Genomic DNA, 14,280 nt, shown 5'->3' with positions numbered 1-14,280 from the left:
TAAAAACTATGATTGAGTTCAACCTAGGTCGGCTATTGGCAGTGGTATCTTTTGTGTTTGCCACTTTAGTTAGTGGTCAAGCTATGGCGACTTGCTACCGTATATCGACGACTACAACAGATCCGGCAAATTTTTATTATGTCGCACCTGCGTATGGTAAAACAGCTATATGGTCTGGTGGTCTCGATCCTAATAGGGGCATACTTAATCTGCCTATTATCAATGTTACCGATGAAAGTTTTCAGCCCAATGGCACGTTATTGGGATCGAGTGTTGTGCCCTTCAGTACCTATGGACAGACTGGCGGGTATGATCCTGATCAGGTACTTTTTCGTTGCGATGCGGCGGATGAGCACCAACTAAATGAGATCTACTCAGTAAACGCTGATAATGCTTATGGCGGCATGTACGAAGATGGCGTGGCTTATGGTATTAACAAAGGTTATGCCACTTACCATCGAAATGTTGTGCTCAGGGTTAAGAATAATGCCACCGGTCAGTATTTTTCGCGCTTATGGCAATATCGGCCGCTGCGGGGGTTAGACCGTGATGCTCAGGGAAGAATATTAGTGAAGGCGAAAAACTTTACTGATGTCACGATAGAGCTGTTCCAGATTGGCAATATCAGAGGTGTGACTGAGTCTATAGCATACAGTTATAATCAACCTGCAGCTTATATTGCTTTTGGTGGGCCTGGCCTTGCCTATCCTACGGAAGGGGTTGACCATATTAGTCATTATCCAGGCTGGTATGCGAATTGGCCTGGGAATATCAGCTTATATCAACAGTTGTATACGCGAAGGGCTGGAGGTTGTGCGGTAATGAATGTCACGCCTTATGTGTTGTTCCCCACTGTGACTATCGCGGAATTAAACAGCGGCATTACCCGAGAAGCTGACATCCAGATTAATTATCGTTGCCAACAGAAAGCCAATATCAATGGCCCCGCAGTTAATGCGAACGCTATCGCCTTTAAGATTGAGAGTAATAATTACCAGATGGCGAGACGGTTGGGGTTTACTACTCAGGATGCTGTGACATATCTAGTCAGTAATGCCTATGGTGCTAATATGGTTGCTAATGGTGTGGGGGTAAAGCTACAACGCAATGATGGTGTGATTCAACCCTTTTTAAATTTTGATAATAGAACCAGCTTAGACTCACAATATAATGCATGGAAAGACGGTTGGCGGCCATTACAGGGGAATCAGACAGGTATTGTCGGTACGAGTTATCAATATATGGATAATTACAGAGTTGTTTTTGGCAAGTTGCCCGGAATGAGTCCAACGGCAGGAAAATTTTATGCAAAAGCGGAAGTGCTTATTCGGGTTCAGTAGTTTAGTTTTATGGCTCCTAATGCTGCAAAACGCTCTGGCTGGCGTAGTCGCCGATCGTAGTCGAATTATTTTTGCGGCTTCCGATCGGGAGCAAGGATTGTCACTGGTGAATATTAATGACTACCCTGTGATGGTGCAACTGTGGGTGGATGACGGCGATCCAGACTCTGGCCCTGAAACGGCAAATGCGCCAATTTTACCCTATCCTGGCTTGTTGCAAATTGCCCCAAAGGAGCGCAAGCACATAAATCTGCTTAATATTGCGGAGCAGGAACCTGAAAAACAAGAACAGTTATACTGGCTGAATGTATACGAAGTTCCACCCACCCCTGCCAAAAATATTGATGAAACTGAGGGGCAACTGTTGATTGTCGCTTTACGTACTCAAATGAAGGTTTTTGTGCGGCCCAATAAGCTCGCAATTGATGTTTTAGACTTAGCAAAGTGGCAGTCATTTATATTGAAAGACAATATGTTATCAATAGAGAATAAGTCACCTTACTATGTGACCTATCAGAACCTCAGTTTGAGTTTTAAAGGGAGGGATTATGCTATTTTTCAAGGAATGCTAGCCCCTTACTCCGCAGAAACTGTGACTATCACTGAGAGCGAGTTAATCGATCAGCTTGGGCTTATCCTAAAGGCCGAGTACATAGACGATGAGGGGAATGCTCAGCCGCTTGCTTTGACAGTGAATTGAACATAAGGCTCTGTTTACAACAGGGCCTTATGTATATGCATTTATACAGCGTGACTTGAAGCTATGGGCTTGGGCATTATTTTGAGGCTGTTTGGGTATAAGAGATCACTTCTGCCTCGAGTGAAGCAATAGCCTGAGATACGGCTTCAACATAAGTATTCAACTGCTGATGGCTCGCATTTTCCAGCATTTCACAGGCAGACATAAGCTTCTGTGCATCGATAATTCTCGCAGCACCTTTGATCTTATGGGCGAGATCTTTGATGGTACTCAAATCATTATTTTCGAGGGCTAAATACAGGGACTGCAAGTCGCTTTGATTGCTTTTAAGGAGTTCTTTAAGCAATTTATCGACTAACTCTGCATTATTTCCTGTGAGTTTTTCTACTGCGTCAGCGGCAAAATGTGTGGCGGTTATGGTGATTTTCTCTGGGGTAAACCGTTTAATCATACTTTCTAGCTCCATTAGGCTGATGGGTTTGAATAAACAGTCATCCATCCCTGCAGTTAAACAGGCATCCTTGGCTTCTTTTTGGGCATTAGCGGTATAGCCGATGACGATAGCATGCGTGTGACGTTTGTGTTCGAGTTGGCGAATTTTCTGACAGAGTTCATAACCGTTCATTTCTGGCATATTACAATCGGTGATCACCACAGGATACTGTTTACTTTCGAACATGTTTAAGGCAATTAAGCCATTTTCTGCTTCATCAACACTATGGCCTAAATATTTAAGCTGCTGGGCTAATAGCAAGCGATTCGCAGGGTGATCGTCAACAATTAAGATATCGAGGGGATTACTCACATGCGATTCTGGAATGGGTTGTGAAGGGTTATGGATTGCTTCGGCTTCAAGCTGGGTGAGGGTTAATTGCATGCTGATCTGAGTTCCTTGATGCAATTTACTTTCAAGGGTTAAACTCCCACCCATCATTTCGCACAGAGAGCGGCTAATCATGAGCCCAAGCCCTGTACCACCATGGGTTGTGTGGGTTCCTTGCGCTTGGCTGAAAGGGGTAAATAGTTTCTGTTGGTCGTCCCCCGAAATGCCAATTCCTGTATCCGTGACAGTAAATAGAATCGTGTGAGTTGTATTGGTGAAACTTTCTGATTGAATTTTCACTTTTACTCCACCGCTATCAGTAAATTTAATGGCGTTACCAATTAAATTTGACAGTATTTGCTTAATCCTCATAGGGTCAACGAGTACATCATTCGCAATAACAGGATCGAAATCCAACTGTAAAGTGATTCCTTTTTGCCTTGCTAGTCCATCAAACACTCTCACGACAGAGGTTGCAATTGTCTTAAGATTGGTTCTCATGGGCGAAAGTGACAGCTGACCCGCTTCAATACGAGCAATATCTAAAATATCACCAATAAGTTCAAGTAAGTCATTAGCGGAATCATAGGCAACTTTAATTGAATTTAAATCAAACTGTTGTGAATTTGTACGTTTTAGTACCAGTTCTAACATTCCTATGATGGCATTCATTGGCGTACGGATTTCATGACTCATAGTTGCTAAGAAAGTACTCTTTGCTTGGCTTGCACTGTCCGCAGCTTCCTTAGCATATTCTAATTCTTCAATAAGCTTGACTCTATCGCTGACATCTATCCAACCACCAATAATCCCTTCTATATTGCCAGCTTCATCGCCATAGGATTTAAACCAATGATAAATATTATATTTATGTCCATTTATATGAAGTTCTCTATCCTTAAATATGGCAAGACCATCCTCTAAGGCTTGCACATATTCTTTATCTACAATAGGAGCCTCTTTAGAGCGACTGGCTCCTTCCATTGTGGTCTTATATAGCAAATCTTCGCGTGAGGCGTTGAAAGCATTAAGGTAACTCTCGTTACACATAGTCAGTTCACGCCGCTTATTTCTTACATAAATAGGATGAGGTATGGCATCAACAATGGACTGCATAAATTGCAGTTGTTGATTAAGTTCTTTTTTGGCTAATAGCCGCTTGCGATAATGAGTTCGAGTGTAAAGAGCCCAAATAATTGAGACTAAAATCATGATCGTTGAGGCAATCACAATAGTGTAAATAGTGTACTTATAATCCTTCCAGCTTTGGCGTGCAGGCAGGGCATTACGGCGCCAGCGATTTTCTGCCATTTGTAATTCATCAGGAGGAATAACAGTTAATGTTTTATTAAGTATACTCTTAAGTAGTTTATTTGAACTCGCCATTCCGAATGCCACAGATGCTCTTGGCATTTCATCTATGATCTTACTTACTTCTAAAGTATCGCTGAAATAACTATTTACATAGAAGTCGGCTAAAGCCAGTGGCACAATAGTGGTATTTGTTGCACCAGTCGCTATATCATTCAATGCCTCAAGATAATTGTCAGCGATTATAATGTCTGCATTAGGATTTATTTTTCTGAGCATGTTATCATTAAAAGTACCATCGGGAACAACTATAGCGTTAATATCTAGGTCTTGTGCATTTTTCTGTGTTACAAAAACATAAGGTGAATTTGAGAATTCTTTAGTAAAAATAATATTTTTATTAAGTTCTTCACTCGGTGAGAATATTGTCATCATAGCTTTATGATTGAGGACGGAACTAATCTGTTCTGAAAACCTATTGTTAATAATATAGTCAAACTTTAGCCCTGAATACATTTGTATTAGTTCCAAAACCTCAATGCCAAACCCTTCAGCGTTATGTGTATCGTCAAGGTATGTTAGCGGTGCCGCATACTTATTAATTGCCACTGTTATTTTAGGGTTTTTTTGTAGCCAAGCCGTCTCATCTGCTGTAAAACTGGGGAGTTCTGAGGTAAAAGGAATGGTGCTTCCACCGCCACTCCAGCGTTTTCTAATCAACTTTCTCTGTTCGAGTGAAATATTACTAATAGATTTATTAATTATATCTATTAAGGCCTTATTTTGTTCTGTTGCAGCAAAGGCGCTGCCATAGGAGTTTAGAGACAAGTGAGTGTCTAATTTAAGTTTTCCAGAGAAGTTGTTGTTTATTAAATAGTTGGCGGAGACTTGGTCGACAATCACAGCATCAACTTGCCGAAATGCAGCTGCAGCAACGGCCGCCTGTCTAGAGGAAAATTTGAGTAATTTTCTATTTGGATAAATATCTGTTATCGCTTCATCTGGTAAGTACTCATAGGCCATAGACATTGACTTGATTTGTTCATTATCACCTAAGTTAGCATTTCTGAATATAGAAGGCTTATCAACAGTATAAGGTGTACTTAGTAGCAGACCGTGCATTTGTTCAAATTTATTTGCTGTAGTAATTAGATCTACTTCTCCATTGAGCGCTGCGGTAATTGTTTTTTCCCGAGATGTATAACGTTTTATATTGACTTCAATGTTGAGCATATTAGCAATAATATGTATATAGTCAGCACTAATTCCTTTATAAAATTCTTGTTCACCATTTACTGTCATGTCAAATGGTGGATAGTCAGGCGACGATATGCCAATATTCAGAAATTTATATTTTTTAAGTGTATCAATCTCTTCTAATGATAGCTGGATAGGCAATGCAGCCTTCTCTTGATAGCCGATCAAATGATAATGGGTAAATTTACTTTCATGTGCTAGTGAATAAATTGAATTTAGACTCAATATAAGAATGAAAATAACATTTCTCATATTAAGTTTTGCCTCTTTGCTATTTCAATTATATCTACCAAATTTTTTGCATTTAGTTTATCAAGTAGTCTAGTTTTATATGTGCTAATGGTTTTGTTACTTAGCAGCATACGCTCGGCTATTTCTTTATTAGATAAGCCGACTGCTAGCTGCTGCAACACCACCATTTCACGAGTTGAAAGCTTTTTTACGAGTTCAGCCTCGTCCTGACTCGATTTAGCAATCATGTTGTTATTGCTTATAATCGGAAAATAGGAGTGGCCTGTGAGAATTGCTCTAAGCGCGCCAGTGACTTCATTCATGTCCTTTTGTTTAGAGACAAAACCTGAAGCTCCGGCTTGAATACAACGGGAAACAAAGTGATCAGATGGTTGTGCCGTCAAGACTAAAATTGGCGGGCTCTTTACGAGTTTTCTTGACCTTTCTATCACTTCTAATCCATCTAATTGGGGGATGCCAATATCGAGAATAACAGCATCGGGTGAGAGTTCTTTAATAAGTTTTAATGCATCAACACCATTATTGGTTTCTGCTATCACTTCAAAGCCACTTTGTTCTAAAATGATTTTTAGTGCTAAAACAACAACTGGATGATCATCTACTATTAATATTTTTCTTTTCATTCATGTAACTCCATAACTATTGAGTACAGATTTTATCCTTTGTAAGTCGCTACAGTGAAATAAAACTATGTGATTAAGATTTTTCCTACATATTTTTCAGCAATTTCTTTTAAATAATAGTCGTAAAATATTTGAAGGCAGATGAATTTAATCATAGGCATTCTCATTGTTTTTAATTCATAAACATCTGTATATATTTGTATCTCGAGTTTTGATCCTCTAGTGATTTAAATTATAGCTGACTATCTATATCTCGGTGTTGCAGCTTTTTTGCGGCAAGGGCGTAACAGGCATTTGTCTATTAGTATTTTAATTTTAAAGGGTATTCAATGGGTAAGGTTAGAGTGATTGTCTTAGAAGACCACCCCTTTCAACGTGCAGTACTTGAGCATAATCTTGCATCTCTTAGCAACGTTGAGGTGTTTGCTTTTGGGGCAGCACAAGATGCGCTTGTTTGGCTCGATGAGCATCATAGTGCGGACATAGTGATATGCGATCTTATGATGGCAGGTATTGATGGTCTATCGTTTTTGCGCAAAGCAAAAGCAAAATACGATATAGCTTCAGTTGCATTATTTAGTTGTATTGATAAGGAACTCAGGCGGTCTGTATCGCAGATGATTAAAATGCTTAATTTTGAATATCTTGGTGATTTAAGTAAGTGCCCTTCAGTGGATAATTTGCAGCGTATGTTAGATAGATTTACCAACAGTCGCATTCAAAGGAGTCAAATTTCTTCGGGTTTTATAGCTGCTAGGTGCCCCGAAAATTTTGTATTTGAGGATTTTGAACAAGCATTGAAGCAAAGGCAGTTCGTGGGTTTTTATCAGCCCAAATTTGATGTTGCAGGCTTTAACTTGAAAGGGGCAGAAATGCTCGCACGCTGGCATCATCCTGATTTTGGATTGTTAAATCCCAGTACTTTTATTGACCGGTTAATTTCACATGGCTTACTTGACGATTTATTCTTACAGTTATTCGAGCAAGGCTGCGCTTTACAGCAGCGTTTACAACAACATGAAAGCCTAATTTCTCTCGCCTATAATCTCGATATATCTCAACTTAATTCGACTAAATTAGTGTATCAGATTGTCGATATGGTAAAGAAATTTAACATTCATCCTCAAAGTATTACCCTCGAAATTACTGAGACTGGCCTGTTGGCTGCGCCAGCAGTGAATATGGAGAATTTAATCCGCTTGCGAATGCTAGGATTTGAATTGGCGATTGATGATTTTGGTGCTGCACATTCTTCATTGGCACGTTTATGCGAATTGCCTTTCTCACAAATTAAATTAGATGGTTGTTTTGTGCGTGAACTTAGTGTTGAACCTAGGTGCCAAGCCGCAATTTCCAGTGTGATAGCGTTATCACAAGCACTTAATATGGAGTTAGTGATAGAAGGTATTGAAACAAATTCCCAATTAGTATTGTTGCAACAGCTTGGCTGTACGATTGGACAGGGCTTTTGTTTTTCTCGTCCTATTGATGAGCAAACATTTATCCAACGTTTTTTCCCTGCGAGTTTACAGCTTAAAGAATTACAGGAGCTTAGCCTTGAGTTTTAGTGGATTAACTTGTTTTTGTTAGCTCACTGATCAAGGATTTTCGGTTCACTTTCAGTCCTATTTGTTCATTATTTTCTGGCCATGAATAATATTGTCTTGGACGTTTGAAGCGGGCGATTTTGTTGGCAAGGAATAGTTCGAGCGTATTTGCAATCGACCCTGGGTGGTGGGTTAAACTGCCGCGAATGATGGCGGCAGGGAGATTGCCAAATTGTATATCTGGTATGGCGAAAACGATTGCATCGTCTATTTGTGGATGTTGTTTAAGCGCGGCTTCGATTTCTTCTGGCTGGATGTTTTCGCCGCCGCAGATAAACATATTATCGACGCGACCAAGAATGCGCAGATTACCATTTTCGTCCCATTCGCCCTTGTCTTTGGTGTAAAACCAGCCGTCTTGTTCAACGCACTTTTGTATTCCATCCGCGGTGAGATAGCCCATAAACAGGCATTCACCGCGCACCAAAATTACACCGTCTTCGATTTTGAGCTCACGTTTGGGGAGTAGTTTGCCACTGCTGCCGTCGCTTAAAGCGTGACCTGTGGTGATCTGCGAGCCCATTTCCGTCATGCCGTAACTGGTGTAGCTGGCGATATTGCGTTGCTTAAGTTGTTGGAGTAAGTCGATTGAGACTGCACCGCCACCAAGTAGTAAGGCTTTGATACTTTTAAGCTTGCTGCTCGTATCGGCAAGTAACTTGCTCAGCTGTGTGGGAACGAGAGATATGTGAGTCAACTGATCTTGGTCAATCTGCTGACCAAGGCTAAGCGCTTGATCTGGCAGGACAACACTGGCACCGACTAAGGCACAGCGGTTTAATATCGCAAGACCGCCAATATGGAATAAGGGCAAGGAGAGTAGCCAAGCATCACCTTGTTCGAGTGGGATTAAGCTGCGGGCACCTTCGGCATTGGCAATATGATTCGCTAAGCAATGCACCGCCGCTTTGGGAAAGCCACTAGAGCCTGAAGTTAAAATCACATTAGCTGGGCGAGTAAAGTCGACAGGCAGGGCTAAGTCACTGCTAACGCGATTGAAATTTAAGCGCAAGTGATGACAATTCTGTAGTTCGTAAACCTCAGTACTCCAAATATAGCGGATCTGATGTTGATCAACTAAGCCTTGGATCTGAGCGAGGGGAAAACGTGGCGAGATAGGAAAAAAGATTGCTCCAATATCGATGCAGGCCCAATAGAGACAAATCATCTCGAGATTATTGCTAGCAATACAGGCGAGCGGCTCACCGTTTGAGATCCCCGCAGCACTTAGCTGCTTAGCCAGTGCGATAACGCACTGGCTAAGCTTTGAGTAACTAATGTCTTCCCCCGCCAACTTGATGGCTGTTTGCTGTGGAAACGCAAGCGCAGCTTGGTGCACGGGTGGCAGTGCAAGCGGTTTTGATAGGCTGGCATTAGACAAACTCGTTTCCCTCACTTTTAGCTGCATCATCATTTTGTTGATTTGAATCAATGACATGTAGTGCAATGGGCTCAAGTTGCGCGAGTGTGAGGCAGTATTTTTTACCCGATGACACGATTAAATCTTGGCTAAAGGCGCTGAGGGTATCGAGCCCAGAGATTTCATCGGGAGTGAGAATCGCGGCTAAATGAGCCAGATCATTAATGCCTAAACTGCTCTCTAGACTCGAACTGATAATGCAACGTACGCCATAGCTTTGCGCCGTATCGATTAAATTAGCTAGTTTTTCGATACTGCCGAGCAGCATAGGTTTGATGACAAGCGCAGTCAGACCATTTTGCATTACAAACTGGTATTCTGGATCGTTGAGCGATTCATCGAGGGCGTAGGGTATACCAATTGCTTGATAAAATTCATGATTATCATGAGGATTCAGGCAAGGTTCCTCAATGTACTCTATGGTATCTAGGGGTAAGCAAGCAGCAAATTCGATTGCTTGCTCAAGTGTAAACCCTCGGTTCGCGTCCAAACGCAATTTGAGATCGGGGCGGGTACGTAAAATGCCATAAATCAGGCTTAGTTCATCTTCGATTGAAGTTTGCGCGACTTTGACTTTCACCGAACGAACATTCCTGCCAAGGGCGGCAATTTTGCTATCGAGCAAGTCTTGGCTGGCATCCGTTGGATGATAAATCAAAGGGACTGTGGCCGTTTGTGGACGGATGGCATCGAGTTTGCCCATTAACTTGGCATGTAACAGACTTAAACCAAAGGCCAAAGAAGGGTAAGGGCTTTGCTCGGCGCATTCCAGCAATGTATCAATATGCTGACCGCAGAGTTGGGGTAATAATCCAGTCAAAGCCGTTTGCACTTGAGTGAGTGTTTCACGGCTGAACCCCATCAAGGCTTGTTCATCGACATCTATGCCAGAGAGTGGGGCAATTTCAACTTCGACTTGTCTATGCTCGCCACCAACATTAGCACTGGCTTGTAGTACTAATCCCGCTCTGTGATCGATACGTTGCTTGCCGACGGGCAATAATACGTCGAGCGGTAGTCGATATTGATACAGGTTAAGCGAAGTTAATATCATATATTTCCTACATTTTAATTCTGTCATTACCCTAGCAACTTCACTATTTTTGAGGTTAATGCCTCGGGAGCAGCTTGGTGTATGTTGTGGCCGGCGCCGTGAATACTATGGACGAGGATGGGCGCGTGTAATTGCCACTCTTGGGCGAGGGCGTGGAACTTAGCATCTTGGTTGCCCGCAAAGAAATGGCACTCACAGGTAAGCTGCAAAGGTACATCCCACATCGATGCTTGGTGTGCGAGTGAGGTGGCTATGAATACCTCTTTCAGCCGCTGTTTCGGATGCAGATCTAATGCTGCAGAACGATGCTCGATTAAGGTTTTTCGTTTGGTAGCCGTCATATCGGCAAATACGGGCTGCTGATACCACAAGCTTAAAAAGTCTTTGCTATTCAGATGCAGTAAACGCTCGGCCCACTGAGTATCATTTTTGATTCTGGCAAGTTTTTCTTGCGGGTCTGTAAGTCCAGGATGGCAGGATTCGAGGTTTAGGCTCAGAAGTCTTTCTGGATAGGCTTTGGCAAGGTGCAGAGCAATACGGCCACCTAGAGAATAACCATAGAGATGGAATTGACCAATATGAAGGCCATTCAGGTGTGCCAACACATCTTCAACACATTGGTTAAATCCATCTAATTCGGTTGGCTTCAACTCCCTTTGGTTATCCCCGTGGCCCGGAAGATCTAAGCAAATACAGTGAAAGTGCTGGCTTAGCGCTGGCATTAACGGCAACCAGTCGGTCTTAGTGCCTAAAAATCCATGCAGTAGCACTAAGGTCGGTAGTGAAGAATTGCCGTAACGGGCCATGGTTGGCATTAGCTTTGTTTCACCCACAAGTTGAGCTCGGCGATTTGGTCGCTGGCTTGTGTTTGACTTACATTGACTTCAATGATCGAAGCCCCCTGAAAATCCAGCGCTTCATTATAGCTATCTTGAAAATCGGCTAAATTATCCACTTGATTATAGGGTAAATTAAACATAGCTGCGGCGTAGCCAAATTCTAAACCGTGGCTGAGTCGATAATAATCGCTACGGACTTGTTCATTGGGAACGGGCAATAAGTTAAAGATGTTACCGCCATCGTTATTGAGGATCACGATCACCAGCGGGCTGGTTAAGCCTTTAGCGATGGCCAGCGAGTTAAGATCGTGCAGTTGTGATAAATCACCGATGATTAAACTCGTGGGTTTGCCTTCATGGGCCGCAATACCGCAGGCGGTGGCGAGTAGTCCGTCAATACCCGATGCGCCACGATTAGTATAAGTGGTTGCCGTACAACAACTGACAGGGGCATACATGTCGTACAAGCGTACAGGCAGGCTGTTGCCGATAAAAAGCTGTTGTTCTAGCGGACGAGTATTGGCGATGGCCCGCACAACTTGTGCTTCACCAAATTCCCCTTGGTCGATATTGCGCACAAATAAGTTATGCAATTCATCGTTATAGGTGATTAGAGTATTCGCCCAGTTTGCAGAGGATGAGCGATACCAATTTAAGGCCGCAAACTGCTGTGCATTCGCGTGCCAAATGTGTTTAGCATTGTGGCTAGGGTCAAGCCTGTCTTGTTCTGGTAAAACCTGCCAATAGCTGTGCCAATTTTGCTCGGCGAGATAACCTATCAAGCGTTTTGATAATAAACGGCCGCCGAATACGAGTACACGATCCGCTTCCTGCAATAGATTGCGCGCCTTTGGATGTTGCAACAGTTGATCAATATTACCTATTGCCGCGGGATGCTGACGCAGTTGCGACTGGGCATCGGTAAGTAATGGCCAGCCGATTTTTTGCGATAGGGCAATGAGCTGTTGTGGATCTTGTTCAGGCGTGAGAGTACCGACAACGATCACCCCTTTACCGTGGACGAACCGCATAATGGCATCGTCACTTGGGCTGCTCACCTGTTTGCTCTTGCCGTATTGGGTATACGGACGTGCGAGCTGTAGCCAAGTTTGCAATGGTTTGAGGTAAGGTGATTCGGTATCGAGAATCGCGCCACTGAGTTCACTCGGATACAAGGGCTCACGGTACATGCAGTTGATGTGCACTGGGCGAGTTTGATTCGCCACTGCTTCATCCACTGTGGTAAGCAACGCCTGCGGTGCGATATGTGTATCCGGTGTTGGCAAATTCACTTGGGTGGCGTAATTCGCAAAAATTCCCGGTTGGACTATGGCTTGATTGGCACCGCAGCCGAGTAATTCTGGCGGACGATCGCCACTTAAGACGATTAAAGGTACATGGGTCAGCCACGACTCCACAATGGCAGGGTACAAGTTGGCGACTGCTGTGCCTGAGGTCGTAATGATGGCGACCGGTGCGCGGCTGGCTTTTGCTAGACCTAAGGCCATAAAGCCGAGCCCACGTTCGTCGAAATGTAAGTGACGCTGGAGTTTAGTTTGCTGGGCGGCGGCGAGGGTTAACGGTGTTGAGCGCGAGCCCGGCGCCATACACACATGTTGCACGCCAAGACGTGCTAACTCCTCAAGAATAAGGGCGCCCCAAATAAGATTAAGAGTGGCTGTATTTTCGGTCCGCATAGCTGAATCTATTAGGATAAAGATGGGCTTAGTGTAACGTGTTTATGCTCCAAGATGTATGCTTGGTTTAACAATTCTCGAGTGGATCGCATGGGGGCTGAGGTGGAGCCTAAGCTAAGGCAGAGGATGCCTGTCACCTCGTGTATCGGTGGTTTGTTGTTTGGATATGTTGAGCTATTGCTTGGCTAGATAATACGATCGACGATTTTTTTAATCTCTCCGCTTAACCATTTCAGGTCCTCATTGATTGCATTAGGCTGATTTTTTTGCACTAAGAAAATCGTTGGGGTTTCTGTATCTGCATATAAACGTTCTGCTTCATACTGCGATAGTTGACACGTATGCAGTTCAGGAATATCGCTCACCATTTCGTAAACTATCCGATAAGGCAATAGGGAGACTGCATTACTTTCGCCTAGATATTCAAACAAACTTGAAATACTGGTAATGGTAATTTCAGTATTGAGTTTAATGCCATTCGTTATGCAAAACTCTTGGTATGGACTCAATTTGGTGCTGGGATTACCAAGATCCGTATTGACATAGGGGTATTCCGCAATCGTTTCTAGAGTGATTTCCCGTTTAAAAATAGGATGATGCCTGCTAGCAATCAGGTAGAGTTTGTCCATACGTTGCAATTCAGTCGTTAGCAGTTTATCGCCGAAGGCGGCAACATCGGCAGCACTTTTATTGCAACAAATACCTAGGGTTGTATCACCATTAATAATGTCTTGAGTCGTATGCATAGACCAAGGGTTTATATTAATGTGCATGGGTTTTTGCTCTTCTTTAATAGCCTGCATCAAGGCTTTAGGAAAGGTGTAGGCAATTAACCCTGGTGCTGCAATTTCGACATGTGTCTTAACTTGGCGAGTGTTTGCTATTCTGGCTTTTTGAAACTTATCAGTACACTCAATTGCTTCTTTTGCAATTGGATATAAATGAGTAGCAAACTCATTTGGGAATAAGCCATATTTACGACGAATAAATAACTCATCACCAAAAATTTCCCGTAGATTTTTAAGGCTACGGCTGATTTTAGGAGCTGGAATGTCTAGCGCTTTCGATACATAGGTTGCTGACTTGTTCTCATATAATGAAACAAGTATTTTTAAACTCAGAATATCGAGGCCATCCATGTTACTAATGTGCATTTTTTATATTCCTTAATATTGAGCAAATACTTAAATCAACGCCTAATTATGGTGCTAATTAATAATTTTAATGTGAAACTAATCCCAAGTTTTGGATCTAGATTTTATCTATGTGTATCAAAGGTTTTTTTGTTTTATTTTTAATATTTAAAATGGTTTTTCATAAAATTTAAAATTTCAAAAACTAATATTTACATATTTAA

10 protein-coding genes are annotated in these 14,280 nt (G+C 42.5%); 3 read left to right on the top strand and 7 right to left on the bottom strand.

The genetic code is table 11. The features are described from left to right. Window positions 1-8 precede the first annotated feature (8 nt). Together GWI56_RS05920 and GWI56_RS05915 are read left to right on the top strand one after the other, a co-directional pair. Complete coding sequence (locus GWI56_RS05920) at window positions 9-1,340, top strand: fimbrial protein (protein WP_198572384.1); 1,332 nt, start codon at window positions 9-11, stop codon at window positions 1,338-1,340. 19 nt (window positions 1,341-1,359) lie between these two features. Continuing rightward, entirely contained in the window at window positions 1,360-2,040 is a 681-nt protein-coding gene (locus GWI56_RS05915) for a molecular chaperone (RefSeq protein WP_168827248.1), read from the top strand. A gap of 76 nt (window positions 2,041-2,116) precedes the next feature. On the opposite strand, the gene GWI56_RS05910 is transcribed toward GWI56_RS05915, so the two are convergent. Together GWI56_RS05910 and GWI56_RS05905 are read right to left on the bottom strand one after the other, a co-directional pair. After that, window positions 2,117-5,683 (bottom strand): transporter substrate-binding domain-containing protein, encoded by a 3,567-nt coding sequence (locus GWI56_RS05910; RefSeq protein ID WP_198572383.1) that lies wholly within the window; start codon window positions 5,681-5,683, stop codon window positions 2,117-2,119. After that, window positions 5,680-6,306, bottom strand: coding sequence for a response regulator transcription factor (locus tag GWI56_RS05905; RefSeq protein WP_113940277.1), 627 nt, complete (start codon window positions 6,304-6,306; stop codon window positions 5,680-5,682). Before GWI56_RS05905 ends, GWI56_RS05910 begins: the two co-directional genes overlap by 4 nt. 329 nt (window positions 6,307-6,635) lie before the next feature. Between GWI56_RS05905 and GWI56_RS05900 the strand changes: the two genes are divergently transcribed. After that, window positions 6,636-7,874: an EAL domain-containing response regulator gene (locus GWI56_RS05900; RefSeq protein ID WP_198572382.1), complete on the top strand. Its 1,239-nt coding sequence runs from the start codon at window positions 6,636-6,638 to the stop codon at window positions 7,872-7,874. A 4-nt stretch (window positions 7,875-7,878) separates the two neighbouring features. Here GWI56_RS05900 and menE read toward each other — a convergent pair whose 3' ends face one another. From menE to GWI56_RS05875, 5 genes are all read right to left on the bottom strand, one after another. Further along, entirely contained in the window at window positions 7,879-9,294 is a 1,416-nt protein-coding gene (gene menE, locus GWI56_RS05895) for an o-succinylbenzoate--CoA ligase (RefSeq protein WP_242068358.1), read from the bottom strand. After that, a complete protein-coding gene (menC, locus tag GWI56_RS05890) occupies window positions 9,287-10,387 on the bottom strand; it encodes an o-succinylbenzoate synthase (protein WP_198572381.1) in 1,101 nt (366 codons plus the stop codon). Before menC ends, menE begins: the two co-directional genes overlap by 8 nt. A gap of 26 nt (window positions 10,388-10,413) precedes the next feature. Continuing rightward, complete coding sequence (gene menH / locus GWI56_RS05885) at window positions 10,414-11,202, bottom strand: 2-succinyl-6-hydroxy-2,4-cyclohexadiene-1-carboxylate synthase (RefSeq protein ID WP_198572380.1); 789 nt, start codon at window positions 11,200-11,202, stop codon at window positions 10,414-10,416. Next, a complete protein-coding gene (gene menD, locus GWI56_RS05880; RefSeq protein WP_198572379.1) occupies window positions 11,202-12,923 on the bottom strand; it encodes a 2-succinyl-5-enolpyruvyl-6-hydroxy-3-cyclohexene-1-carboxylic-acid synthase in 1,722 nt (573 codons plus the stop codon). The genes menH and menD overlap by 1 nt, the downstream gene beginning before the upstream one ends. Before the next feature lie 185 nt (window positions 12,924-13,108). Next, window positions 13,109-14,077, bottom strand: coding sequence for a LysR family transcriptional regulator (locus tag GWI56_RS05875; protein WP_105250597.1), 969 nt, complete (start codon window positions 14,075-14,077; stop codon window positions 13,109-13,111). Window positions 14,078-14,280: the final 203 nt, after the last annotated feature.

This window comes from Shewanella sp. DW31 (assembly GCF_015767295.1).
GTDB lineage: Bacteria > Pseudomonadota > Gammaproteobacteria > Enterobacterales > Shewanellaceae > Shewanella > Shewanella oncorhynchi.
This window is presented reverse-complemented; position numbering and strand designations above follow the sequence as displayed.

What these genes read in the sequence shown, in the direction of transcription:
- GWI56_RS05915 (WP_168827248.1), top strand. Translation starts at nt 1,360, where the DNA reads ATGCTGCAAAACGCTCTGGCTGGCGTAGTCGCCGATCGTAGTCGAATT.
- menD (WP_198572379.1), bottom strand. Translation starts at nt 12,923, where the DNA reads ATGCGGACCGAAAATACAGCCACTCTTAATCTTATTTGGGGCGCCCTT.
- GWI56_RS05910 (WP_198572383.1), bottom strand. Translation starts at nt 5,683, where the DNA reads ATGAGAAATGTTATTTTCATTCTTATATTGAGTCTAAATTCAATTTAT.
- GWI56_RS05905 (WP_113940277.1), bottom strand. Translation starts at nt 6,306, where the DNA reads ATGAAAAGAAAAATATTAATAGTAGATGATCATCCAGTTGTTGTTTTA.
- GWI56_RS05875 (WP_105250597.1), bottom strand. Translation starts at nt 14,077, where the DNA reads ATGCACATTAGTAACATGGATGGCCTCGATATTCTGAGTTTAAAAATA.
- GWI56_RS05900 (WP_198572382.1), top strand. Translation starts at nt 6,636, where the DNA reads ATGGGTAAGGTTAGAGTGATTGTCTTAGAAGACCACCCCTTTCAACGT.
- menC (WP_198572381.1), bottom strand. Translation starts at nt 10,387, where the DNA reads ATGATATTAACTTCGCTTAACCTGTATCAATATCGACTACCGCTCGAC.
- GWI56_RS05920 (WP_198572384.1), top strand. Translation starts at nt 9, where the DNA reads ATGATTGAGTTCAACCTAGGTCGGCTATTGGCAGTGGTATCTTTTGTG.
- menH (WP_198572380.1), bottom strand. Translation starts at nt 11,202, where the DNA reads ATGCCAACCATGGCCCGTTACGGCAATTCTTCACTACCGACCTTAGTG.